25 protein-coding genes are annotated in these 24,458 nt (G+C 60.0%); 13 read left to right on the plus strand and 12 right to left on the minus strand.

Features of this window, described 5'->3' with window-relative positions:
* Nucleotides 1-208: 208 nt before the first annotated feature.
* Genes rpmH through mnmE form a run of 5 tightly spaced genes read left to right on the plus strand, consistent with a single transcriptional unit; the run spans nt 209 to nt 3,939 of the window.
* A complete protein-coding gene (rpmH, locus tag JFN90_RS01015; RefSeq protein WP_183344104.1) occupies nt 209-358 on the plus strand; it encodes a 50S ribosomal protein L34 in 150 nt (49 codons plus the stop codon).
* An 8-nt stretch (nt 359-366) separates the two neighbouring features.
* On the plus strand, nt 367-720 hold the full coding sequence (gene rnpA, locus JFN90_RS01020) for a ribonuclease P protein component (protein ID WP_199393242.1): 354 nt from the start codon (nt 367-369) through the stop codon (nt 718-720).
* Nucleotides 710-922: a membrane protein insertion efficiency factor YidD gene (gene yidD / locus JFN90_RS01025; protein WP_199393243.1), complete on the plus strand. Its 213-nt coding sequence runs from the start codon at nt 710-712 to the stop codon at nt 920-922. The genes rnpA and yidD overlap by 11 nt, the downstream gene beginning before the upstream one ends.
* Before the next feature lie 18 nt (nt 923-940).
* Complete coding sequence (yidC, locus tag JFN90_RS01030; protein ID WP_199393244.1) at nt 941-2,551, plus strand: membrane protein insertase YidC; 1,611 nt, start codon at nt 941-943, stop codon at nt 2,549-2,551.
* 20 nt (nt 2,552-2,571) lie between these two features.
* Nucleotides 2,572-3,939 (plus strand): tRNA uridine-5-carboxymethylaminomethyl(34) synthesis GTPase MnmE, encoded by a 1,368-nt coding sequence (mnmE, locus tag JFN90_RS01035; RefSeq protein WP_199393245.1) that lies wholly within the window; start codon nt 2,572-2,574, stop codon nt 3,937-3,939.
* A gap of 60 nt (nt 3,940-3,999) precedes the next feature.
* Here the strand turns inward: mnmE and JFN90_RS01040 are convergent, their stop codons facing one another.
* Nucleotides 4,000-4,566, minus strand: a complete 567-nt coding sequence (locus tag JFN90_RS01040) for a hypothetical protein (RefSeq protein WP_199393246.1) — start codon at nt 4,564-4,566, stop codon at nt 4,000-4,002.
* A gap of 452 nt (nt 4,567-5,018) precedes the next feature.
* Between JFN90_RS01040 and mnmG the strand changes: the two genes are divergently transcribed.
* The 5 genes from mnmG (at nt 5,019) to JFN90_RS01065 (ending at nt 11,389) form a co-directional block, all read left to right on the plus strand.
* Nucleotides 5,019-6,953: a tRNA uridine-5-carboxymethylaminomethyl(34) synthesis enzyme MnmG gene (gene mnmG, locus JFN90_RS01045; protein WP_236018788.1), complete on the plus strand. Its 1,935-nt coding sequence runs from the start codon at nt 5,019-5,021 to the stop codon at nt 6,951-6,953.
* Complete coding sequence (gene rsmG / locus JFN90_RS01050) at nt 6,950-7,603, plus strand: 16S rRNA (guanine(527)-N(7))-methyltransferase RsmG (RefSeq protein WP_199393248.1); 654 nt, start codon at nt 6,950-6,952, stop codon at nt 7,601-7,603. Before mnmG ends, rsmG begins: the two co-directional genes overlap by 4 nt.
* Before the next feature lie 686 nt (nt 7,604-8,289).
* Nucleotides 8,290-9,162 carry a 4-hydroxy-tetrahydrodipicolinate synthase gene (gene dapA / locus JFN90_RS01055; RefSeq protein ID WP_199393249.1) on the plus strand — a complete coding sequence of 291 codons (873 nt, stop codon included), beginning with the start codon at nt 8,290-8,292 and terminating at the stop codon, nt 9,160-9,162.
* Nucleotides 9,163-9,300: 138 nt separating this feature from the next.
* On the plus strand, nt 9,301-10,104 hold the full coding sequence (gene dapB, locus JFN90_RS01060) for a 4-hydroxy-tetrahydrodipicolinate reductase (protein ID WP_199393250.1): 804 nt from the start codon (nt 9,301-9,303) through the stop codon (nt 10,102-10,104).
* A gap of 52 nt (nt 10,105-10,156) precedes the next feature.
* Nucleotides 10,157-11,389 carry an LL-diaminopimelate aminotransferase gene (locus tag JFN90_RS01065; RefSeq protein WP_199393251.1) on the plus strand — a complete coding sequence of 411 codons (1,233 nt, stop codon included), beginning with the start codon at nt 10,157-10,159 and terminating at the stop codon, nt 11,387-11,389.
* A gap of 204 nt (nt 11,390-11,593) precedes the next feature.
* On the opposite strand, the gene JFN90_RS01070 is transcribed toward JFN90_RS01065, so the two are convergent.
* Nucleotides 11,594-12,103, minus strand: coding sequence for a type 1 glutamine amidotransferase domain-containing protein (locus JFN90_RS01070; RefSeq protein ID WP_199393252.1), 510 nt, complete (start codon nt 12,101-12,103; stop codon nt 11,594-11,596).
* 192 nt (nt 12,104-12,295) lie between these two features.
* The gene (locus tag JFN90_RS01075) at nt 12,296-13,210 is read right to left on the minus strand and encodes a helix-turn-helix domain-containing protein (RefSeq protein WP_199393253.1); all 915 of its coding nucleotides are present in this window, start codon (nt 13,208-13,210) and stop codon (nt 12,296-12,298) included.
* Between the two features lie 179 nt (nt 13,211-13,389).
* Here JFN90_RS01075 and JFN90_RS01080 point away from each other — a divergent pair, with 179 nt between their 5' ends.
* A complete protein-coding gene (locus JFN90_RS01080) occupies nt 13,390-13,662 on the plus strand; it encodes a cytochrome c7 (RefSeq protein WP_199393254.1) in 273 nt (90 codons plus the stop codon).
* A gap of 176 nt (nt 13,663-13,838) precedes the next feature.
* On the opposite strand, the gene JFN90_RS01085 is transcribed toward JFN90_RS01080, so the two are convergent.
* Complete coding sequence (locus JFN90_RS01085; RefSeq protein WP_199393255.1) at nt 13,839-14,936, minus strand: phosphotransacetylase family protein; 1,098 nt, start codon at nt 14,934-14,936, stop codon at nt 13,839-13,841.
* Between the two features lie 151 nt (nt 14,937-15,087).
* Between JFN90_RS01085 and trhA the strand changes: the two genes are divergently transcribed.
* Complete coding sequence (gene trhA, locus JFN90_RS01090) at nt 15,088-15,756, plus strand: PAQR family membrane homeostasis protein TrhA (RefSeq protein WP_199393256.1); 669 nt, start codon at nt 15,088-15,090, stop codon at nt 15,754-15,756.
* 12 nt (nt 15,757-15,768) lie between these two features.
* Here trhA and JFN90_RS01095 read toward each other — a convergent pair whose 3' ends face one another.
* From JFN90_RS01095 to JFN90_RS01110, 4 genes are all read right to left on the minus strand, one after another.
* Complete coding sequence (locus JFN90_RS01095) at nt 15,769-17,166, minus strand: radical SAM/SPASM domain-containing protein (RefSeq protein WP_199393257.1); 1,398 nt, start codon at nt 17,164-17,166, stop codon at nt 15,769-15,771.
* 25 nt (nt 17,167-17,191) lie between these two features.
* Complete coding sequence (locus JFN90_RS01100) at nt 17,192-17,614, minus strand: hypothetical protein (protein WP_199393258.1); 423 nt, start codon at nt 17,612-17,614, stop codon at nt 17,192-17,194.
* Nucleotides 17,615-17,696: 82 nt separating this feature from the next.
* Complete coding sequence (locus tag JFN90_RS01105; protein ID WP_199393259.1) at nt 17,697-18,125, minus strand: hypothetical protein; 429 nt, start codon at nt 18,123-18,125, stop codon at nt 17,697-17,699.
* Nucleotides 18,126-18,394: 269 nt separating this feature from the next.
* A complete protein-coding gene (locus JFN90_RS01110; RefSeq protein ID WP_199393260.1) occupies nt 18,395-18,679 on the minus strand; it encodes a cytochrome c7 in 285 nt (94 codons plus the stop codon).
* 145 nt (nt 18,680-18,824) lie between these two features.
* On the opposite strand from JFN90_RS01110, the gene JFN90_RS01115 reads away from it, so the two are divergent.
* Complete coding sequence (locus JFN90_RS01115) at nt 18,825-21,236, plus strand: ATP-dependent DNA helicase (protein ID WP_199393261.1); 2,412 nt, start codon at nt 18,825-18,827, stop codon at nt 21,234-21,236.
* 58 nt (nt 21,237-21,294) lie between these two features.
* On the opposite strand, the gene JFN90_RS01120 is transcribed toward JFN90_RS01115, so the two are convergent.
* The 4 genes from JFN90_RS01120 to JFN90_RS01135 all read right to left on the minus strand — a co-directional run bounded on the left by JFN90_RS01120 (nt 21,295) and on the right by JFN90_RS01135 (nt 24,369).
* On the minus strand, nt 21,295-21,735 hold the full coding sequence (locus JFN90_RS01120; protein ID WP_199393262.1) for a rhodanese-like domain-containing protein: 441 nt from the start codon (nt 21,733-21,735) through the stop codon (nt 21,295-21,297).
* Between the two features lie 70 nt (nt 21,736-21,805).
* On the minus strand, nt 21,806-22,549 hold the full coding sequence (locus tag JFN90_RS01125; protein WP_199393263.1) for an acyl-CoA dehydratase activase: 744 nt from the start codon (nt 22,547-22,549) through the stop codon (nt 21,806-21,808).
* A 3-nt stretch (nt 22,550-22,552) separates the two neighbouring features.
* Nucleotides 22,553-23,845, minus strand: a complete 1,293-nt coding sequence (locus tag JFN90_RS01130) for a double-cubane-cluster-containing anaerobic reductase (RefSeq protein ID WP_199393264.1) — start codon at nt 23,843-23,845, stop codon at nt 22,553-22,555.
* Nucleotides 23,846-24,099: 254 nt separating this feature from the next.
* Entirely contained in the window at nt 24,100-24,369 is a 270-nt protein-coding gene (locus JFN90_RS01135) for a hypothetical protein (RefSeq protein ID WP_199393265.1), read from the minus strand.
* Nucleotides 24,370-24,458 lie beyond the last annotated feature (89 nt).

A 24,458-nucleotide genomic window follows, 5' to 3' on the forward strand; every position in this document is an offset into this window, starting at 1 on the left:
TTACACAATTTCAAAGGCTTAGCTGGTTTTAAACAGAATAAGCCTATGTTAAGATTTTCGGGGTGTCACACTACCATGTCATCCCCTTTTTTTGCAAGGCAAAACTTGGCTTTAAAGAAACGTCTTGACAAGAATTGGCCTTTATGTTTAAGTTCGACACTTGCCTTTAAAAACATTGATTACCCTAAGACTTAAGGAGTAGATAAAGATGAAAAGAACTTACCAGCCCAGCAATACTTCCAGGAAAAGGACCCACGGCTTCCTCGTGCGTATGGCCACCAAGAACGGCCGTCTCGTTATCAAGAGGAGAAGGGCGAAAGGTCGCAAGCGTCTCTCCGTAGGCATTGCCACCAAGTAATCTCCTTTTTGTCCTGCTCGGATTTCCCTAAGGCTGAACGCCTGCGCAGGCGCCCCGAATTCCTGCAATTTAACGACGGCGCGTCGAAGATGCACACGCCGCACTTTCTGTTGCTGTGGAAGGTTAAAGACGGGTGTGCCACCAGGGTCGGGTTTACCGTTAGCAAAAAGGTAGGGAACGCCGTAATCAGAAACAGCATCAAGAGAAGACTGCGGGAATTTTACAGGCAGAACAAGCCTCTTTTCATCTCGGCCGATTTCAATATCGTCGCCAAGAAAGGAGCTGACTTGCTTGACTTTCACCAGATCTCAACCGAGCTCGCAGCCGCCTTCGGGCGGCTGCGTAAAAAACATGGTCACTAGCACACTCAAAGGCCTGATCGTTCTCTACCAGAGATTCATCTCTCCGCTCAAGGCCCCATCCTGCCGTTTTTACCCTACCTGTTCGCACTACTCCTTACAAGCATTGGAAAAATACGGCCCTTTTAAGGGGTTGTGGCTGACGGCTGCGCGCATTCTCAAGTGTCATCCGTTTCACCCGGGTGGTTACGATCCGGTCAAATAGTCCTTCCAGGAGATTGAAATGGAAAAACGTACTATCATAGCGATACTGCTCTCCATCGGAGTTCTGTACGCTTATTCTTTTATCTTTCCGCCCGCTAAACCTGTTCCGCCTGCTGGTAACGCCAAGCAGGGCGCAGTGACCTCGGCCACCGTAGCCGCCGCTCCGCAGGCTGCGCCTCTTGCAGCATCCGCAGCAGCCCCCATCGCCGTGCCGGCAGCACCCGCTGGCGCCGCCCGCGACATCACCGTCGACACCGACCTTTACAGCGCCGTCTTCTCCACCCAGGGTGCTGGCCTCAAGAAACTGGTGCTGAAGAAGTACAAGGATGTCGCAGGTGCAAAGGGGCAGGGCATCGTCCTCGTCAACGAGACCGCAGCCAACCGGTACAATCTGCTCAGCGACTCCCGCGAACTCGGCCTCAACCCGACCGCACTCTACAACGTCAGTGGCAGCGTCCTGAAGCTCACTGGCGCCAACAAGGGTACCCTCGACTTCACCACTACCACCCCGCAGGGGATCGTGTTCAAGAAGACTTACAGCTTTTCCGGCGACGCTTACCGGATCCAGCTCACCGAGCAGGTGCAGAATGGCGGCACCGCACAGGTTGCCGCACCGCTGCACCTGCTGCAGAACTCTCGCGTGGTTGATCAGAAAGCCGGTGGCGGCCGCTACGAAGTGTACGGTCCCTCGACCCTCACTGACAACGCCGTCAAGAGCGAGAAGCTTGACAGCCTGCTCAAGACGCCGGTGCAGTTCGACAAGAACATCGTCTGGTCCGCCTTCGCCGACAAGTACTTCATGGAAAGCGTCATCGCCGAGAAGGGTAGCATCGCCCAGGTGCGCCTGTCCCGTCCGTCCACCGACGCGAGCGTGAGGGACATCGTTTCCCCGACCGTCACCGTTGCCCCCGGCCAGAGCACAGCCATTAACTACGCCGTGTACTACGGCCCGAAAGATCTCGACATCCTCAAGGCACAGGGCAGCAGGCTGGAAGAGGTCATCGACTACGGCTGGTTCGCCCCCATCGCGAAGCCGCTGGTGGTCTTCCTGAAGTTCCTCTACAAGTACACCGGCAACTACGGCATCGCCATCATCATCATCACCTGCATCCTGAAGCTCGTGTTCTTCCCGCTTACGCACAAGAGCTACAAGTCTATGAAGGACATGCAGAAGCTGCAGCCGAAGATGACCGAGTTGAAGGAAAAGCACAAGAACGACCGCGACGCCATGAACCGCGCCGTGATGGAACTCTACAAGACCCACAAGGTCAACCCGCTGGGTGGCTGCCTCCCGATGCTGGTCCAGATCCCGGTGTTCTTCGGCCTGTACCGCTCGCTCATGTACTCCATCGAGCTCAGGCACGCGCCGTTCTATCTCTGGATCACCGACCTCTCCGCCAAGGACCCGTACTACGTGACCCCGCTCATCATGGGCGCCACCATGTTCATCCAGCAGAAGATGACCCCGACCAACATGGATCCGGTGCAGGCAAAGATGATGCTGATGCTGCCGGTCGTCTTCACCTTCATGTTCCTGAACTTCCCGTCCGGCCTGGTCATCTACTGGCTGGTCAACAACGTGCTGACCATCGCGCAGCAGATGTACATCAACAAGTCGGTTGCCGACTGACCTAAAAGTGGATCAAAGCAATGTATGTTCGCGACACAATAGCAGCAATCAGCACAGCGATAGGTGAGGGGGGAATCGGGATCGTAAGGATCAGCGGCCCTGCCTCCCTGCCCATCGCAAGCAGCATCTTCAGAGCAAAGTCGAACGGTGGCCTAAAAAGCCACCGTTTTTCTTATGGTGACGTGGTAAACCCTGGCAACGGCGACCTGGTCGATGAGGCCATGGTGGTCTATATGAAAGGCCCCAACTCCTACACCCGTGAGGACGTGGTCGAGATACAGTGCCACGGGGGGACGCTGGTGGTATCCCGCATATTGTCATTGGTGCTGACTGAAGGGGCGCGACTGGCAGAGCCCGGAGAATTCACCAAGCGTGCCTTTCTGAACGGCAGGATAGACCTCGTGCAGGCCGAGGCTGTCATGGACGTAATCTCCAGCCGTACCGACGCGTCGCTTGCCCTGGCCCAGCACCAACGCGAGGGGCTGCTTTCAAGGCGCATTACCACCGTGAAGGAAGGGATTGTTTATGCCCTGGCCTACGTGGAGGCGCTTATCGACTTCCCCGAGGATGACGTCGACGTGGCGGTTGAAACCGACGTGCTCGGCAAGGTAGCGCCCGCTTTGGCTGAACTTGAAGCCCTGATCGAGGGATTCGACGAGGGGAGGGTGCTGCGTGAAGGGGTGTCGGTGGTCATCTCCGGCAAGCCCAACGTCGGCAAATCGAGCCTGCTCAACACGTTATTGAAGGAGAAGCGGGCCATAGTTACCTCCGTTCCCGGCACCACACGGGACCTGATCGAGGAAGTGGTCAACATCAATGGCCTGCCGGTCAAGCTTTTGGATACGGCCGGGATACGTGAATCAGAGGATCAGGTCGAGCAGGAGGGTGTCCGTCTTTCGTTGGACCGCATACCCAAGGCCGACCTGGTGCTCTTTGTCATCGACGGCTCCAGCGAGTTCGGCGAGGACGATGCCGCCATCTTGGGGGCGATTGGGAACAAGAGTTATATTGTGGTTCGCAACAAGGCCGACCTGCAGGTGAATGCCGTGCTGCCGGAAGCGTGTTCCGGTCCGGTCGTTGCCATATCCACCCTGACAGGGGATGGTGTGCCTGAACTTCGGAATGCCATTACCAATGCCTTCATGCATGGTCACGCCATCGATGGTCGTGAGTTTGTTGCGGTATCGAAGGCTCGCCATCGTGACGCGCTGCTTAAGGCACTTACCTCGCTGCAGTCATTTGTTGCCAACCTTGAGGCAGGAGTGAACATGGAATTGCTGCCGGTGGATCTGCGTGATGCGCTTGATGCGGTAGGGGAGGTCACCGGAGAGACGACTGCAGACGACGTGTTGGATAGGATCTTCTCAAGCTTCTGTATCGGGAAGTAGGGGGTAATCATTCGGTAAAGCATGCCATTATCGATGTTTCACGTGAAACAATTCTGTTTTCTACAGTTTTGTCGCAGCGTTGTGGTGCTCGACTGATTGCCTTATGGTGGCTGCGTTTCTGGTTGTGAATGGAATATCACTCTTGCCATCGGCACCTTGGAGCATTGGACCATTGTTTCCCGATTTGTGTAACTTGTAACTCGCTGTGGATGATTGGTACATTGCGGCTGAGAAGTTACGAATCGCGATGGATAAGTTGTACATCGCGGTTGAGAACTTATGAACATCGATAAATAAGTCGTGCATCGCAGTTGAGAACTTATGAACCGCGATGGAGAAGTTGTGCATCCCGATTGAGAACTTATGAACAACGATGCAGAAGTTGTATATCGCAATTGAGAAATCATGAACCGCGATAGATAAGTTGTACATCGGGGTTGAGGACTTATGAAGCGCGATTGATAAGATGTACATCGCGGTTGAGAACTTATGAACCGCGATGGATAAGTTGTACATCGGGGTTGAGAACTTACGAACCGCGATGGATAAGATGTACATCGCGTCGAGTAACTTGTTCGTCGCACCGAGTGGCTTGCTTGTCGCGCCGAGCGACTCAGCTGGCGTCACGACTGATTCGCTTGCCCCAGCGAGTGACTCGCCACCTCGCTCCCAAGGTGAATCAACGTTCCCCCCTTTTGCGAAGGGGGGACAGGGGGGATTTGCCTTTCGCGGTAGAAGCTCCAGGCATCGTATTTGGCAGAGCCAGCCACGGCACATTTGATGTTTGAGCCCCGGCGATAGTAAGCGGTGCGGTTTGATCGTTACCATGTCTTGTTGGAAAGATTGTTGTTCAGGAGCGGGATTACTGATGATCCAGCAAAGAGTAAATCCCCACTGACCCCCCTTCGCAAAGGGGGGGACGTTGGGCCTCGTGATTTGCTTCGTGGCACAGACAGTCGGGTTTTCGGGGTTCTGAGGAGAACCCCGACCTTAACTCAATTTCATGGAGTGGGCATTGAAGTATTTTGGATTTAAGTAACTGTTATTGTGTTGTTTTTTAGTTTTGTTTCACGTGGAACATGCGCCAATACCTGCTTCCTTGGTGGCGCATAAGCTTTCGTAGTAGACGGAGTCAAGTTTTGATAGTTTATGACAAGAAATACGATGTGATTGTTGTCGGTGCCGGTCATGCCGGGTGTGAGGCTGCACTTGCCGCGGCCCGAATGGGACGCTCGACCCTTATGCTTACCATCAACCTCGACGCCATCGCCCTGATGTCCTGCAACCCGGCCATCGGTGGCTTGGCCAAGGGACACCTCGTCAAGGAGATTGATGCCCTTGGCGGCGAGATGGGGCGCAACATAGATGCGACCGGTATCCAGTTCCGCGTGCTAAACACCAAGAAGGGACCGGCGGTCCGCGCTTCTCGCGCACAAGCCGACAAGCAGTTGTACCGCCTGCGCATGAAGCACGTGATGGAGCAGCAGGACTACCTGGACCTGAAGCAGGTTGAGGTGACGGGCCTGGCGATCGAAGGTGGCGAGGTGGTAGGCGTCGATACCCGTGGCGGCGTCCGCTTCATCGGCAAGACCGTCGTGCTCACTACCGGCACCTTCATGCGCGGCCTGATCCATATCGGCCTGATCAATTACCCAGGCGGCAGGGCAGGGGACCTTCCCTCTATCGGCCTTTCCGACGGGCTTAAAGATTACGGTTTCGATGTCGGTCGCCTCAAGACTGGTACGCCGGCGCGCCTGGACGGCAGGACCATCGACTTCGACCGGCTGGAGAAGCAGTACGGCGACGAGAACCCGATTCCGTTCTCTTTCTCCACCGAGCGCATCGAGCAGCCGCAGGTGCCCTGTCACATCGCCTACACCAACCCGAAGTCCCACGATATCATCCGTAGCGGCCTGGATCGCTCACCGCTCTACGCCGGGATCATCGAGGGGATCGGTCCGCGTTACTGCCCGTCGATCGAGGACAAGGTGGTGCGCTTCCCCGAGAAGGATCGGCACCAGACCTTCATCGAGCCGGAAGGTCGGGAGACTGTCGAAGTTTACCCGAGCGGCATGTCCACCTCGCTCCCCATCGACATTCAGTGGGCCTTCTACCGGAGCATCGAAGGTCTGGAGCGGGTCGAGATAATGCGCCCGGCCTACGCCATTGAGTATGACTACGTCAACCCGATCCAACTGCACGCTTCCCTGGAAACCAAGCTGGTGCGCAACCTCTATCATGCGGGCCAAATCAACGGCACATCCGGTTACGAGGAGGCTGCGGCACAGGGGCTGATGGCCGGTATTAACGCGGCACTCAGAGTACAGGATAAAGAACCGCTGGTGCTTGGCCGTAGCGAGGCCTACATCGGTGTGATGATCGACGACCTTGTGACCCTGGGCACCAAGGAACCGTACCGCATGTTCACCTCGCGGGCCGAGTATCGCCTGCTGCTGCGCGAGGACAATGCTGATCTTCGCCTGAGGGAGAAAGGGCACGAGATAGGGCTGGTGCAGGATGAGATCTACAAGTCGTTCCTGGCCAAAAAGGAATTGATCGACTCTGAGTTGGTGCGGCTTTCCAAGGAAAGACTGGCACCGTCCTCCGCCGGTGAGGAACTGCTGGAGGAGTGGGGGTTGACGGGAATGCAAAACGCGATCAGCTACGAACAGTTGTTGCGGCGCCCCGAGTTCACCTGTCAGGACCTCTCCAGGGTCTACCCTGCCATCATGGATTTGCCGGAGCAGGTGCGCGAACAGCTCGAGATCCAGATCAAGTACCAGGGATACATTCAGCGCCAACTGGAGCAGGTTGATCGTTCCGCGCGGCTTGAGAGCACCAAGATCCCTGGCGACATGGATTACGGCACAATCTCCGGCCTTTCCACCGAGGTGCGTGAAAAGCTTGCCCGCTTCCGTCCTGACACCCTGGGGCAGGCTTCCCGCATCCCTGGCGTCACGCCTGCAGGTATCACCATCCTTTCGATCGCAGTGAAGGCGAGGTGTGGACGATGAACCAACGCGCCAAGGATCTCCTGAAGAAAGGTGCCCTGGAACTTGGCCTGGATCTGACTCCGGCCCAGTTGAACACGCTCGATCTCTTCGCGGAAGAATTGAAGAAGTGGAACCGGAAGATCAACCTCACTGCAATAACCGATGACGAAGGTATCGCGGTGAAGCACTTGGTAGATTCGCTGAGCCTGCTCAAAGTGGTGCGCGGGCCGGGATCCATGCTCGATATCGGTTCTGGCGGCGGTTTTCCCGGTATCCCCGTAAAGCTGGTGCAACCGGATCTGGAGATCGTGTCCGTCGATGCGGTGGTGAAAAAGATCAGCTTTCAGAAACAGGCGGTGCGCCTGCTTAACCTGGTTGGGTTCGATGCGGTGCATGTCCGCGCCGAGACCTTAGCCGCGCAGTACGCAGGTCATTTTGATTGGGTTGTCTCCCGAGCCTTTTCGGATATACCTTCCTTCGTTGCTATGGCCCTGCCGGTTTTGAAGGAGGGAGGACGCATCGTCGCCATGAAAGGGAAGAGCGCCGCCGAGGAAGTGGTAGCCGCCGAGGCTGAGCTGGAAAAACTCGGTGCCCGGGTCGAGTCGGTGCAAGATTTTACTCTTCCCTGCTCCGGTGACGCCAGATCGTTGGTTCTCATCGCCAAGATATGATTAACAAAATTTAATAGTTCGTATAACGAGCAAGAAGGGCTCTAGAAGCTGTTTTAGCGGTCAAAGAAGGTGGTTGCTTGCGACGGCACGAGAACGCGGGTTTTAGGCCATAAAATGGCAGCCTAATTTTTGTGCAAATACCCCTCGAAAACCTGTTCAGCTCTCTTCTCGCTCCGACGTGTTACGACACGCTTACCTCGCCCTCCCACGAAGAAGAGGGAAGGGGGGACGGCGATGATCGGCGCAGGATCCCGGAGCGCTTCCCCCAGCTCGCGGTCTCATCTCGACTCCAGGAGAGGGACAGGGATTAGGGCTGCTCCCACTTCAGGTGAAAGTTTTCTAAAGACGCCCTGTGCAAGCCGCGGGGGGGCGTCCTGTTCGCCATTCTGGAACCGTGTTAACAACCAGACAACCACCGTAATTCTCCGGTCCTGACGCGGGAATAGTGGTGAGCATTACTTTGACTTTTTATCTCTTTATATGTTAGAAATAAAAACTTTTTTTGTTTACGATGCCACAGTCCCCAGTTGAATGAGGACAGGTCGTCAAGGACCGTTGGTAAAGTGCCGTCTTTCCCAAGTGGGGAGACCCGGCCCAAGAGTAGCGGGTGCGAAGCTTTCGTGTCCGCCGCTGCGACAATCGAAACACCACTAGCCATTCACATAGCTCTAACGAGGAGGTAGACCATGTTTCACGGAAGTATCGTTGCCATCGTGACCCCGTTCAACAATCATGCGGTGGACGAAGAAAAACTGAGGGAACTTGTCGAGTTCCAGATTGCGAACGGCACCGACGCCATCGTGCCCTGCGGCACCACCGGTGAGTCCTCCACCCTCAGCTACGAGGAGCACGACCGGGTCATCCAGATCGTGGTAGAGCAGGTCAACAAGAGGGTTCCGGTCATCGCCGGCACCGGCTCCAATTCCACCCACGAGGCCATCGAGATCACCAAGCACGCCAAGGAACTGGGCGCTGACGGTGCGCTCCTGGTGACTCCGTACTACAACAAGCCGTCCCAGGAAGGCCTGTACCGTCACTACAAGGCCGTCGCCGACGCGGTCGCGCTGCCGCAGATCCTTTACAACGTACCGGGCCGCACCGGCGTCAACCTCCTGCCGGAAACCGTGGCGCGTCTCGCCGAGCACAAGAACATCGTCGCCATCAAGGAGGCCACCGGCTCGCTGCAGCAGGCTTCCGAGGTGCTGGCGCTTTGCGGCGACAAGCTCGACGTCCTCTCCGGTGACGACTTCATCACCCTGCCGATCATGGCGGCCGGTGGCAAAGGGGTCATCTCGGTGACCGCCAACATCATGCCGAAAGAAATCTCCTCGCTGGTCGACGCCTTCAACGCCGGCAACATGGAGGAGGCAAGGAGGCTGCACCTGTACCTCCTGAAGATCTCCAACGCGATGTTCATCGAGAGCAACCCGGTTCCGGTAAAGACCGCGGTGTCCCTCATGGGCAAGTGCAACGACGAAGTCCGCCTGCCGCTGGCCCCGCTCATGGAGGCCAACAAGGCGAAGCTCGTGGCCATCATGAAGGAATACAAGCTGATCTAGGTAAGCGGGCGAATGTTATTCGCCCCTACAGTGATCGCAGCGGATGGAACAATGGGGGACTGTAGGGGGGAATAATCATTCGCCCCAACCCTGCCTCCTCGCCGGGCCCCCAGCATCATCAATATAATGGAGAAACCAATGGTTAAAATAGCTGTTTGCGGGGCTGCCGGCCGGATGGGCGGCCGTATCATCGCCGCCATCAAGGAATCCGAAGGCGTGGAACTCTCCGGCGCCCTGGAGCGGCCGGGCCACCCGATGGTGGGACAGGATGCCGGTTACAACGCGGGTCTCGGCGCCATCGGCGTCGCCATCAGCGACGACCTCAACGCCGTCGTCCAGGGCTGCGACGTCCTGATCGACTTCACCGCTCCCAAGGTGTCCCTGAAAAACCTGGAAGTCTGCGCTCTTTACAAGAAGTCCATCGTCATCGGCTCCACCGGCTTCACCCCGGAAGAGCGCGCGCTGGCGGCGGAACTCGCCCGCGAGATCCCGGTCATCATCGCCCCCAACATGTCGGTGGGCGTCAACGTCTGCTTCAAGGTACTGGCCGACGTGGCCAAGATCCTGGGCGAGGACTTCGACGTCGAGATCGTCGAGGCGCACCACCGCCTGAAGAAGGACTCCCCCTCCGGGACCGCGGTCAGGATGGGCGAGGTCGTGGCCAACGCGCTGGGGCGCGACTACAACAAGGTCGCCAACTACCACCGCGAGGGGATCTGCGGCGAGCGCACCCACGACGAGATCGGCATGCAGACCGTGCGCGGCGGCGACATCGTCGGCGAGCACACCGTTTACTTCATCGGCATGGGCGAGCGCATCGAACTCACCCACCGCGCCCACACCCGCGATATGTTCTCCCGCGGCTCCGTGCGCGCCGCCAAGTGGGTGGTCACCGCCAAGCCGGGTATCTGGGACATGCAGGACGTGCTCGGGCTGAGATAAGTGATTCAGGCGGCCCGATGGGCGCCGTAAAGTTTAATTCTGGAGGAATTACGTGGCAAAGATAAACGATAACTACCTGAAACTGAAAGCGGGTTACCTCTTCCCGGAGATCGGGCGCCGCGTGCGCGCATTCGCCGCCGCCAACCCGGAGGCGAAAGTGATCCGCCTGGGGATCGGCGACGTGACCCGCCCCCTGGCCCCGGCCGTCATCAAGGCGTTCCACGAGGCGGTGGATGATCTGGCCACTGTTGAAAACTTCGCCGGCTACGGCCCGGAGCAGGGCTACGACTGGCTCATCAACGCCATCATCGAGAAGTCCTACAAGCCGCTTGGCGTAGACCTGAAGACCGAGGAAATGTTCGTCTCCGACGGCTCCAAGTGCGACTGCGCCAACATCCTGGACATCTTCGCGCTGGACAACGTGGTCGCTATCGGCGACCCGGTTTACCCGGTGTACAACGACACCAACGTGATGATCGGCCGCACCGGCGAGGCGGACGAGAAGGGGCACTATAAGGGGATCGTCTACCTCCCCTGCACGGAGGAGAACGGCTTCATCCCGGCGCTCCCCACCGGCAAAGTCGACATCATTTACCTCTGCTTCCCCAACAACCCGACCGGCACCGTGGCCAGCAAGGCGGAGCTGAAGAAATGGGTCGATTACGCCCTCGCCAACGACGCCGTCATCTTCTACGACGCCGCCTACGAGGCGTTCATCACCGATCCGAGCATCCCGCATTCCATCTACGAGGTGGAAGGGGCGAAGAAGTGCGCCATCGAGTTCCGTTCCTTCTCCAAGACCGCCGGCTTCACCGGCGTGCGCTGCGGCCTCGTGGTCGTGCCGGAAGAGGTTATGGGGACCACCGAGAGCGGCGAGAAGTACTCCTTCAACAAGCTCTGGCTACGTCGCACCACCACCAAGTTCAACGGCGCCTCCTACCCGGTGCAGAAGGCCGCTGCCGCGGTGTACTCCGAGGAAGGGTGGAAACAGAACAAGGAAATCATCGACTACTACATGGAGAACGCCCGCATCATCCGCGAAGGTCTCGCGGCGGCCGGCCTGACCGTGTTCGGCGGCGTCAACGCCCCCTACATCTGGCTCAAGACCCCGGACGGGCTCTCCTCCTGGGACTTCTTCGACAAGCTCCTCAACGAGTGCAACGTGGTCGGCACTCCGGGCAGCGGCTTCGGCCCGGCCGGCGAGGGGTACTTCCGCCTCTCCGCCTTCGGCAACCGCGACAACGTCATCGAGGCTGTCGAGAGGATCAAGAAGAACCTCAAGTAGCAGCGCACATGCAAGTAACAAAAAGGCGGCTCCCGATCGGGAGTCGCCTTTTTTTTTTATCAAATCTTGGTCAACTACCTCCCTCTCCCCCCGGGAGAGGGGCGGGGTGAGGGCGTTGCACGAGGAGGGATATTCGCTACGGCCGAGCCCTCACCCGGCCTGCGGCCACCCTCTCCCGGAGGGCGAGGGTAGGAGGGGCCTCCGTTAGCCTTGCGCTTTGAGCATCCTGGTCAGCTCGCGGCAGAAAGCCGGGAGATCATCCGGCTTTCTGGACGTGATCAGATTGCCGTCGACCAGCACCTCGATGTCCTGGTATTGAGCCCCGGCGTCACGCAACTCCGGTGCCACCGACTCATAACAGGTGGCCTTGCGCCCTTTGAGCAACCCTGCCGAGATAAGGATCTGCGGTCCGTGACAGATGGCCGCCACCGGTTTCTCCGAGGACATGAAGGCGCGGGCGATTTCCTGCACCGCCGGGATATTGCGGATGGCCGCGGGGGCCTTGCCTCCCGGCAACACCAAGACGGCGTACTCGGCCGCATGGATATCGGAAAACTGTTTGTCCACCGGTACCTCGTAGCCGTGTTTGCCGTGGATGGTGCCCGATTTTTCAGACGCAACGATGACGGAGTACCCGACTTCACGCAGTCGGTAAAGGGGAACGAGCAGCTCGGTATCCTCAAAGTTATCAGCGCTCAAGATCAGTGCTTTCATGATTCCTCCCGCTTTGCAAAGTTAATAAGGCTGGTGCCCGAACGGGCCGCATGCCGGAATGGCCCAGCCACAACGGACACAGTTTACCATGCGCTTCGTGATCGTCACTGGTAAGAGTAAAAAAAACTAATGATCGGTAGAGGGTGTCTCTTCTAAGGGCTTGGCGGGGGAAACAGGATGGAACGGGGGAGGTCACTTGAGGACGGTGTAGCCATGCTTGACGTCCCAGCGGTAACCCTTGCCGCTCCAGATCGCCTCGATGGTCTTCCAATCGAGCCCTAACCCCTTCATCTCTTCACAGATGTAGTAGGCGGGCATGATTTCGTCGTCGTCGATACGGCCGTCACCGTTGCTGTCGGCCCAGTGGTAGGCGCCTATGTGGATGGAACCGCTGCCGCCTACCGCTTCGGTCCGGTTGGAGGACCCGGCTGCGTGGATCACGATCTCTCCCTTGAGTGCTGCATCCTTGCCGGAGTTGAACGTGTCGGGGACCTGCAGAGTGTAGGCGACGGTCACGGGGGTGCCGCCGCTGGGAACCAGCCACTTCAGTTCCGAATCGGCAGAGGAGGTGGCTGGGAGCGAGTTTATCAGGCGGGCGCCGGCGGGAAGCTTCTCCCTTAGGATAAAGCCGAAGAGGGCAGAAGACTGCCGCGCCACCTTGATCTGCACCGGGAAAGCCTCCCCGGGAGCGGCGAAGCGCGGCGCCCAGCGGGTGGCGCTGGAGGGCGCGGAAGACTGGCGTAGCAGGAAGAAGACGAGCAGGCCGAGGAGCAGGGCAGTCACGACGGCCAAAAGGGCGATAACGGGACGTTTGGCAGGGGAGGGCGGAACCTGCGGCGCAGCTTCGTCTGGTTCGGAAGGCTCCTGGCGCAGGATCTCCTCGAGCGATACCTCAAGGGCGTCGGCCAGCTTCTGGGCGTTGTCACGCTTGATGGAGGGATAGCGGTTATTCTCCCAGCGCGAGATGGTATCCGTGGTCACGCCGACCACGTTGGCCACGTATAACTGGGTGAGCTTCTTGGCTTCCCTGATGGTCCTGGCCCGGGTGCCGTCGATGGCGACGCTGGGAAGGGGAGCCTTATCGTTTTTGTCGCTGCTTTCCACCATCACCACGCTCTCCGAAGGGTAGAAATCCAGTCTGCCGGGGGGCGCCAGGGGCCGATATGGCGCTCAAAGGACCCGACATCGGGTCGAATTGCTATAGATGTCGATACCGGGGGGGCTGACCAGATGCTATTTTTACCACAGTTCCGCCACAAAAAACTCGCAAGAAAAAGGAGCACACAATGAAAAAGGTAATCGTAGCAGCAGCCCTCGTCGTATTCGGTGCCGGCGCGGCCTTCGCCGCCGATGTCATCACCCTGCCGGCCAAGAACGGCAACATCACCTTCAATCACAAGAAACACCAGGAGGCGTTGAAGGACTGTAAGGTGTGCCACGAGAAGGCCCCGGGCAAGATCGAAGGCTTCGGCAAGGACTGGGCACACAAGACCTGCAAAGGGTGCCACAGCGAAAAGGGCGCGGGCCCGACCAAGTGCTCTGACTGCCACAAGAAGTAAACGGCAAGGCAGGTGTAAGCCGTTCCTCCCAGGGACGGCGCAAGGCGGCTCTCTAAAGGAGGCCGCCTTTTTTGGTTCCCCCTCCCCTTGCGGGAGGGGGTTAGGGGGTGGGGGAGGGGGGGACAGAGGACCGGTCTCTTGCGGCGAAGCGGAGGGCCCCTCCCACAGAATCCCTGCTACTGGGCGAAGTGTTCGTCGATGGCGTCGAAGTCGAGGCGCTCATCTGCCAGGGACCGGATCAGAGCAAGTTTTTCAGTGTCCTTGGCGGTAAGTTTGGAAACGTCCTCGGTGATGAGTTTGTAGAGCTCGGTGGTGGTCTGGTTAGTACGCAGGTACGGGATGTTGCTACGGTCCACGATGCGCTGGGTGATGCCGCTGACCGGTGCCTGACCCGAGATAATCAGCCCGGCGATCTGCGGATGGAACTCGGGCATCTGGTACAGGTTGGCGATAGTGACCAGCAACTCGTCCCGGCTGCTGGTGACCAGGAGCAGCGAGGTGTCGCGCAGCATCTCGGTGACCCGCTGGGTGGAAGCTGCCCCTATCTGCACATGGTGGATGATGCGCTTCACCTCGCGGCGGTTGCCGTGCAAGGGGAGGTCGAGCAGGCGTGCCACCCTCCCAAGGGATGGGTTGGCCAGTACCGGCTTGTAGTCGAAGCCCCCGAGGACGGAGAACGGTTGTCCTACGAAGGCACGGGTCAGGTAGTCCAGCATGGTGTCGCGTTTTTCCGTGAACAGCTTGTTCACCAGGACCCCGCGCACGTCTGCCCCCTCCAGCTTAAAGAGCGCCGTGTTCATGGCCAGGGTGTCGATGACGTTCCCCACGCCCCCTCCGCTCAGCATCAGGACCGGTGCGTCCAGCATCTTCGCGATGCGCGCGTTGGAGAGGTTGAGCACCGAGCCGACGCCGGGGTGACCGGACCCTTCGATGACGATGAAGTCGCAGTGCTTCTCCAACTCGGCATAGCTGGTCATGATGCGGTCGGCGAGCTCCGGGAGGTTCAGTTGGCCGTCGATGGCCTGCCGCGAGGTCTCGGGGTAGACCACGACCGGGGACATGTAGCGCAGATCCTTGGTCAGGTCGAATACCTGCGCCATCAGGGCAGCATCCGTGTCCACGGGAATGCCGCGCAGCACGGTCGGTTTCGGCCCCAGGGGCTTCATGAAGCCGACCCGGCCGTACTTCTTCTGGGCAAGGTGCAGCAGCGATACGCTGATGGTCGTCTTACCGATGTTCTGACCTGAAGCGGCAACGAAAATCTTCCTGGCCAAGGTTGCCTCCGCTATACCTCATTAGCATAGTGTAAACGCGATGCTCATGATGGTATCGAAGGGACGGCTTGTCAAGCTGAAAGGGGTGAGTCGCATTGCGGGAAAGGGAAAGTGTTGTATCTTAGGCTGGTGCTACTGTTCGGGGGCGGCTATGGATGACGACGATCTCAGCAAGCGGCTGTTTCATTATACCGAGGCGGAGGAACTGGCCAACCGCTGGACCCACGGCCTGGGGCTCATGCTGAGCGCCGCGGGGGCAGCGGCCCTGATCAGCCTCGCCGTCAGCATCGGGGAAAAGGCGCGCATCGTATCGGCCTCGGTCTACGCTGCGGCCATGCTCCTCTTCTACACCGTTTCGACCATCTATCACAGCGTTAGACGGCCGCGCCTGCGCTACGTGTTCCGCATCCTCGACCACGCCTGCGTCTACTTCATGATCGCCGGAACTTACACCCCCTTCGCCATGGTCACCCTGCGCGGGGCGTCGGGGTACTGGCTGCTGATCACGGTGTGGGGGCTGGGGACGGTCGGTGCCTTCATGAAGCTGTACACCACGCACCGGCTCCCCTACCTCGGGCCGATGCTCTACCTGGGGCTCGGCTGGCTGGTGCTGCTCGTCATCAAGCCGCTCGCTGCCTCCCTTGCCCTAAACGGGTTGCTGCTGCTCTTCGCCGGCGGCGCCGCCTACACCCTCGGGATTGTTTTCTACCTTTGGGACCGCCTTCCTTACAACCACGCCATCTGGCACGTTTTCGTGCTGGTGGGCAGTGCCTTCCACTTCCTGGCTATCTTCTGGTACGTGACGCCCGGCGGGCGCTAAAGAGATCCCAGGTCACCTTTCCAGGTGCCACGGGCATTTGGTGAGTATCTGCGTGAGGGCGTAGTAGAAGACCTCGGCCCGCCCCTGCATGTTCCGGCAGTATTCCGGGTGCGGCTGCCGGGCGTGCCCGGTCATGTCGTAGTGGGTCGCGTAGCAGCCGCCGGCGCAGTCGTAGCGCAGCCAGCAGGCATGGCAGGGGAGCTGGCTGTCCACCTCGAATCCCTGCAGGGCCTGGTGCAGGGACAGGGAACCCGCGCCGGCCTGCCCCATGGCGAAGTCGTCGCGCTCCACGAAGGCGATGCAGGGAAATACCTCTCCGTGGCTGTTGATGGCCAGGGTGTTGGTTCCGGCGCCGCAGGGGCGGGTAAAGCGGTTGGCGCGCCTGATCCTGTTGATGCTGTCCAACAGGTTGGAGACAAATGGAATGCCGCGGGTGCTCTTGTAGCTGGCGATGTAGTCGACGTAATAGTCGACGAATTCGTGGAGTTCGACCAGTTGACGCTCCGCTGGGACGATCAGCTTCTCGTAAATGGGGTTTTGGTGGTAGCCGGGCTCGTGGCAGTACTCGAGCTGGATGCGGCCGACCCCCAAGGTGGTGAGGTGGCGGAAGGTCTCCAGGTAACTGTCGGAAAAGGTGGTCAGGGTGGCCCTGAGCCCGAGCAGCTTCTGGTTCGGGAAACTCCTGATGTTGGTGACGATCTGCTGCCAGGTTTCCTCGCCATATTTCCCGGGGCGCTGCAGGTCGTGGATGCGCTGGCTACCATCCAGACTGATCCCGATTTGGGTGAAGTACCGGGCCAGGAACTGTGCAGGGTGCCCCTGCAGGAGGGTGCCGTTGGTGTCCAGAGTCAGAAAGAAGTTTTTCCCCAGGCGCGCCTCGTGCTTTAGCAGCTGCCGGGTGATCTGCTGCAGCACCGGAAAGTCGAGCAGCGGCTCCCCGCCGTAAAAGTTCACGAAGATCTTTTCGGCGCTGGAGCGCTCCACCAGGGAAAGGATCAGGTCGGTGGCGCGGCGGGCTGTGTGCCACCCCATGACGTGCCCGGGTTTTCCGAAGGTGCCGCCACGGTTCCAGCAGTAGCAGCAGGCCATGTTGCAGGACTGGGCAAGGTAGATGGAAAAGGTCTGGTAGCTGTTTTCGCCGCAGCCGTGTTCCTGCTGGTGCGGGGCGGGGAGCGGGAGCGCCAGCTCATGGTTGAAGAGGGCCGCGAGTTCCGCATAGAGCGCGTGTTCCGCAGGATCAAGCGGCTGGGGCGGCTCGGCATCCGGAGTGGGCAGGGTGGGGACCGGTTGGGTGGAGACGAACAGTTCCAGCAACCTGGCCGCCAGCGGGCTGACCTGGTAGAGCTTGGCCGATCGGCTGAAAAACAGGAAGTGCTGTCCTCCCTGCTCGAAGATATGGTAGTCGCTCATGACCGTTCTCGGGCTCGGGCGCTGATCATAACCTCTCGCTGTAGACCAGCAGACCGGTCGGCACCATCCGGACCGAGTATTTCCGGTCCAGATCGACGATGAACCAGACTCTCCCGGACTGCTGCACGTTGAGTCTCGCGGCGGGCGATAGCGGAGAGCCGTTGGCGTCGAACTGCTGCCGCACCGCCTGCGGGATCTCCCCCCGGTCCAGTTCCCCGGCATGCTCCAGCGGCAGCGAGAAAACGTACATGTCGTTGGTTGGAAGGGTCATGCACACGTTGTTGTAGGCTCTGAAGTTCTCCATCTGTTGCGACGTGATGCAACTGGCGACGATCTGGTCCGGCGACCAGCATTGCGCGCGCCGGGTCGCCGAATCTTCATCACCCTCCGAGACCAGCCTCAAGGGCCTGTTGACGCCGTTGTCCCCGCCAATCTTTTCCTCGGCCATCGCTCTCTCCTCTCATTGGATAACATCCGGAGCGGATCTGCTGATCCGCTGCCGGTAATCAGGCGACTCTTTGAGCACTGGATCAGCGCGGCTCGGGGTAGACCGCGAGGCGCGCGCCAGCCAATCTGACCGAGTAGGAGCAGGTTGCTTCGACCACCTGCCACAGCTTGCCGCGGTCCCGGACCGAAACCGTGGCAGCCGGACTCAAAGGAAGATTCAACAGCTGTAGCCGTTGTCGCAGCAAGGGGGGAAGTACTTCGCGGTCCAACTCCTCAGCATGTTCGTGGGGGAGGGTGCAGACGGCGCTCTCCGGCAGCACCGGACCGGCTCCGACCGTTGCCGGGTACACCGTGTGCTGCGTCTCGGTGGTGCAGTTCTGAGTCGCCTGGATGGAGTCGATGCAGACGAGTTCGGGGCTCCGTGGGTGCGAGCTTCCCCCTTCGGAGATGAGCCTGATATGCGAGGTGCTGACGGTTTCGTGGTGGTGCAGGTCGTGGAAAGGGTCCCTCATGAGTGAATCTCCTCCGCCTCAACCTTTAATGTGCGAGCTTGGTAGCTTGTCCCGCGCTGCGATCCTCAACGAGAGCCATGTCTGTCCAGGGAGTTGGCGGCCGCAGTTGCATAAGCGCCGAGGCGAGAGCGATTTCATTATCCCGAGAAATTAGAGAATGTCAATGTTGTGGGGCGGGTTCTAATTGATTTCGTCAGGGGGGGGGAAGCCTGAAATGAAAGCGGCGGAGGCCGAGGCCCCCGCCGAAAGTGCTGATCGGGCGGAGAGGGCTACTTCTTATGGCACTCGTTGCACTTGGTGGGTCCTTTGCCCTTGTCGGCGTGGCACCCTTTGCAGGTGCTGTGCGCCCAATCCTTGCCCAGTGCCGCGATCTTGCCGCCCTTGTCGGTTTCGTGGCAGTTGGTGCACTTCATCTCCGGCATGTCCTTGTGTTGCTTGTGTGGGAAGGTCACGTTGCCGTTCTTCGCGGGGAGCACCACCACGGTCTCGTCTGCGGCGTAAGCAAACCCGGCACAGAACACGGACAGGACGGCAGCTGCAATGGCTCTTCTCATGTTTTTGTCTCCTTTGGGCTGTAATTAGAGAATACGCAAAAGAGCATACCCGCTCGGCCAGGTATTGCAACGCCTGGGGGATTCTTAACTTGACAAAAGAGGAGTTGTCATTAGAAAGTGGCGGAGAATCAAGGGGCTGTGGCGCATGAAACAAGCAAAAGACATCATCAGCATCCCGGTGGGGTACTTCGCCCTCCCCGTGCCGCGCGTCGGGAGCATCGAGCCCCGTTCCGGCTACGACCGCTCCGCGAGCGACGGGCAGGAGATCCATCAGCGGGTGCAAAAGAGGAGGTCCCAGGACGACCCGACCTACCAGGCCGAGGTGCCGGTCGGGCGGCTGTTCGAGCGCGGCGGCTTCCGTTTCCAGGTCAACGGGCGCATGGACGGCGTGTTGGGCCGCGACGTCCCCTGCATCGAGGAAATCAAGAGCTGCTTCAACCTCTGGGACCTGAAGCGGCGCCTGACCGGCGGTCCGCTCCAGGAACCTTACTGCCTGCAGCTGCTCAGCTACGGTTATTTTCACTGGCTGGAGCACGGCGTGGTGCCGCGGCTCACCTTCCACCTGGTCTCGTCGCGCAACGGCCAGTCTGCGGACCTGGAGATCCGCCTAGACCTTGAGGAGTACCAACTGTGGCTGGATGCCCGCCTGGACGAACTGGTGCGGGAGGCGGAGCTGGCCGCCAAAAGGGCCCGGCGCAGGCGCAAGGTGGCGGCAGCCTTCCCGTTTCCCTTTCCCAAACCGCGTCCCGGACAGGTGGAACTGATCCAGGAGGTCGAGTTGGGGATGGCGCTGGGACGGCGCATGCTGATCCAGGCGCCCACCGGCTTGGGGAAAACGGTGGGTGTGCTGCACCCCGTGCTTAAGGAGGCGCTCGGGAGGGGGCAGGCGGTCTGCTATGTGACGCCGAAGAACAGCCAGCACGAGGTCGCGGAGGACGCGGTGCACAGGTTCCGTGAGGCGGGCGCCAAGCTGCGCTCCTTGACCATCACAGCTAAGAGCAAGATCTGCTTCATGGAAGAGCCCATCTGCACCCCGGAGTACTGCGAGTACGCCCGCGACTATTACGCCAAGGTGGCGCGCCATGGCCTGGTGGAACTGCTGGAAAAGAAACGGAGCCTGAAAAGCCGCACGTTCCGGCAGTTTGGCGAGGAGCACCAGGTCTGCCCCTTCGAGCTGCAGATCGATTGCGCCAAGCTGGCCGACGTGGTGATCTGCGACTACAACTACGTTTTCGCGCCGCGCTCCGCACTGGGGCGTGCCGTAGGCCTCCCGGTGGACCAGGTGGGGAAGCCGAACCTGGTCATCGACGAAGCGCATAACCTCCCTTCCCGGGCCATGGACTACTACTCGCCGAGGCTCTCCAGCTCGGTGCTGGAGGGGATGCGGGAGGATCTGGCTGGGGTGCCGATGTCGTTTCGGCGCGAGGCCGCCGATCTGCTGGATCAGTGCGTGGCGGCTGTGCTCTCTTGTCGCAGGGGGGAGGGTGGCAAGGCGGCCCGGATCGAGCCGCCGCTGGCCCCGTTCCTGGACCTGGACGGCAGGCTACGCACCCTCTTGTCGCGCTACCTGGAAGCGGACCTGGAGATCAGGCAGGAGGACCCGGTGCTGCGCCTCTGCTACTACTGGTCGGAATTTACCGAGACGCTGGAGTTCGCAGTGCGCTCGGAGCGCCGGGAGTTCTTCACCTCGTACCAACCCCACGGCGGGGGGGGGAGCGTCAAGGTGACCTGCTGCGACGCCTCGGAGCTGATCCGGGAGCGCTACGCCGAGTATCAGCAGGTGGTGGCCTTTTCGGCGACGCTGAAGCCGATGGAGTACTATGCCAAGCTCTCCGGTCTCGACCCGGAGCAGGTGCGCTGGTCGGAGTTCCAAAGTCCCTTTCCGCCGGAGCGGCGCAAGCTTTTGATCATACCCCAGGTCTCCACCCGCTACTCGCAGCGAGAGCGCAACTACGCCCGCATCGCCGACGCCCTGGCGCGCATCGTCGCGCTTAGGCGCGGCAACTACCTCGCCTTTTTCCCCAGTTTCACCTTCCTGGAGCGGGTGGCGGAGCTGTTTCGGGTGCCGGAGGGCTTCGAGGTGCTCCGGCAGGAGCGCAGCATGAAGGGGGCGAAGACCGCCGAGTTCCTGGAACAACTCCGGTCGGGGGAGGCGCCCACGGTAGTCCTCGCGGTGCAGGGAGGTTCGTTCTCGGAAGGGGTGGACTACGCGGGGGACATGGTGATCGGCGCCTTCGTGGTCGGGCCGCCGCTCCCCAACTACGACCTGGAGCGCGAGGAGATGCGGGCCTATTACCAGCGGCACTACGGCAAGGGATTCGAGTACGCCTACACCATCCCCGCCATGTCCAAGGCGATCCAGTCGGCGGGAAGGGTGATCCGCTCCGAGACCGACCGCGGCGTGATCGTGCTCATGGACGACCGTTTCCTGGAGGAGGGGTACAGCAGCGCCATGCCGGCGGACTGGTTCGAGGCGCGTGCGGATGAACTGGTTTCGGCGGCCATCTTGAAGGACATCGGTGATTTCTGGGACCAGCCGCAGGACCTGGAACAATAAAAAAAGCCGCCTATTCGCTGAAAGAGGCGGCTTTTTCCGTTCACGCCGGGCGCTCGGGCTATTTCCCCTGCGCCACCAGGGTCGGGTAGGGCCACCCCTGCATGCCGTCCTCGAGGATGTGCATGCGGGCTTCCGCGATCCCCTTTCCCTTCAGGTAGTCGTAGGTGTTCTTGGCACCGCCGCCGCCGCGCGGGCAGATGATGACGATCTCCTCGCGGGAAGCGGTCAGCTGGGGCAGCACCCGGTCCAGCTTCTGCTTGTCCTCGGCCGATTTGACCGGGAAGGCGTTGGTCTGGACGGCACCCTTGAAGTGGTGCTGCTGGAACTCGGCCGGGACCTGGATGTCCACGATCTGCATCTTCTTCCCGGTCTCCAGCCACTTCTTGAAGTCGCTGGGGGCCACGTACTGGTAGTTGCCGCCAAAGAGGGGGCCTGCGAAAGCTGCCGTCGCGGTAAGGAACACCGCCACAGCCAGGGTAAGGGCCATAATTCTTCTCATCGTTATCTCTCCTGTTTCTTGTCTGTCGGGCCATGCTGCCCGAGTTGCACATCAAACCTTTCCTGCCGCCTCAGGAGCTGCCCGCGTGCAAGGCCGCACCCAGCGCGCCCGTGACGGAGGGATCCTCCGGGACCAGTATCGGCACTCCCAGCGCCTTTTCCAGCATCGCCACCAGGGTCTTGTTGTTGGCGACGCCGCCGGTGAACACCAGGTGCTGGCACTCGCACGTTTTTTGAACCATGGCGGCGAGCCTCGACGCGACGGCCAAGTGCACCGAGCGCGCGATGTCACCTGGGGGAACACCGCGGTTTTTCAGGGAGACGACCTCGGATTCCGCAAAGACCGCGCACATGCTGTTGATGGCGGTACAGCCTTGGGCCTCGGCCGCAGCCAGACCGAACTGTTTCATGTCGTAACCCAGGGAGACCGCCATCATCTCCAGAAAGCGCCCGGTCCCCGCGGCGCACTTGTCGTTCATCTGGAAGTTGACGATACGCCCGCTTTCGCTCAATTGGATCACCTTGCTGTCCTGACCGCCTACGTCGAGGATGGCTCGGCAGGTGGGGAACAGGTGCCTCGCGCCCAGGGCGTGGGCCTTGATCTCGGTGATGATGTCGAGTTTGGCGTGCTGCTGCATCAAGTGACGGCCATAGCCGGTCGCCACCACCCGCGCCCGCGGATGCTCGCCCAGCATCTGCAGCGCCTGGCGGTGCGGTTCAAAGCCGCTCTCAACGACGCGCCGCTGCAGCAGCGCGCCTCCTTGGAGGGCGACGGTCTTGATGGTGCGCGAACCGAGATCGATACCAACTTGCATAAGCTACCCCCTGATCTGCTCCAGGAACGCCTCGACACGCGTCTGCAACTGCCCCATGTCGTCAGGAGAGTAGTCGGTTTCGATCGACATGAAGGGTATGCCGCGGGCCTCGCACATTTCGCGCAGCTTGACTGCCTCGATGTTGTAGGTATGGCAGAACTGCAGGCAATAATCGATGATCCCCTCCGCGCCGGAGGCCTCGTACTCCTTGAGCACCTGGGCCATGCGGTCGTCGTTGGGGGTGAAGCAGGAGCAATCGATCTTCATGTAGCGCTCGGTGAGCCGTTCCAACTGCTGGTCGAGGTCGGTGGAGCCCTCATCGATCAGGTCCTTGTAGTAGCGGGTGCCGATGCAGCTCTCCTCGTTGACCACGATGGCCCCCGCGGACTCGATGATGTAGTGCAGTTTCCAGTTCGGTAGCGCCATGGGCGTGCCCGAGACCATGATGCGCGGAGTGGAGGTCGGCGCCACGGCGTCGCCGCTGCTGATGCGCTGCTCGAGTTCGTCGCAGAGCTCGTGCACCTTCTGCGCGAAGCGGACCGGCTCGTCGTAAAAGGCGATCTGTTCGATGAGCAGCATGTCCCTGCCGCTGATGGGCGACGGGTTGTGGTGGCGCAGGGAGTTCAGGCGCTGCAGGGCGAAGCGTTTGGCGTTGATGGTCTTGATCCCGGCTGACACGGCATCGAAATCAGCAACGGTGTCGGTGATCCTTTCCACCGCGGCCTTGAAATCCTTGACCTCGTCCAGCCAGAGCCGCTTGTCGCGCTCCCGCTTCATCTGCGGGATCTCCATGACGTGGGTCGGCACGTAGCGGTCCAAAAGCTCCCAGGTCTTCTTCTTGGCGTCGCAGGTGGTTTCGCCGTAGACCAGGTCGACCACCTGGAAGTAAGGACAGATCTTGCCCACCTTGAAACCGAAGGCGGACTTGACCATGGGGCAGATGTTTCGCGGCAGGATCTTCTCGGCGTCGGCGATGGAGCCCTGGGCACCCCCGCAAAGGCCGATGCAGATGCCGCCGGCGGCGACGACCAGCTCTTCGGGGACATAGACGCAGAAGGTGCCGACGACCGGCTTGCCCCCCTGCTTCGCGTCGTAGATCTCCCTGATGCGTCCGGTGTGGATGTTGGCGACCATGTCATCGAAGTAGGCCATCTTGCTGGGGCGGTTGTGCTGGGACAGGAAGATGTTCTTATAGGCGTTGGTCAGCATGGCGGGCATTCCGGAGAAGCGGGCCACGTCCATGCCGAGTTTTTCCCAGAGCTCCGGGTCCGAATGCACCTGAAAAGCGTCGTTCATAACAGATCCCTCCACCGAAGATAAAAGTATGAAGATTTTTATATGTTCAAAGGGGGGAATAAGTCAAACCGATAGTTTCGATAAAAACTCTCCCTCGTATCGGTTTGGACGATACGGTCGGAACAAAAAAGCCCCCCGTGGGGACGGGGGGCTTCAAGAGAGTAGGGCGGCTTTGTTGTTAACAAGGGGCTGGCGCGACGGGCGACCTGCTGCACCGCTTGACCACAGCTGCTGGATCTGATGGTACAGACGGACTACTCCTTCTCAGGGGGCTCGCAACCTTCGGGCACGTTGGGGCAGCGCATTTTCCGGTTCATGCACTGTTTCACCTTCTTGATCGCCTCTTGGTCGTTAGGGAAGAGATCGAAGGGATGGTGTTCACCTGTCTGCTTGTAGATCTGGTACCTGTTGCAGCTCTGGTAGTCACCGAAGCAGAGTTTACTTTGAATGTACTGTGCCGCCTTGGGGAGGTCCTTCATGTTGTCTTTGAAGAACTGGCAGCATTCGACGAGTTCGCACGCCATGACATACCTCAAATCATTAATTCCAGGGCTGGCCGAACCGGCCTAACCGTGGGTGCCGCCGGAGCTGGGGAAAAAAGCGGCAAAACTGC

This window comes from Geomonas propionica (assembly GCF_016458235.1).
Lineage (GTDB): Bacteria > Desulfobacterota > Desulfuromonadia > Geobacterales > Geobacteraceae > Geomonas > Geomonas propionica.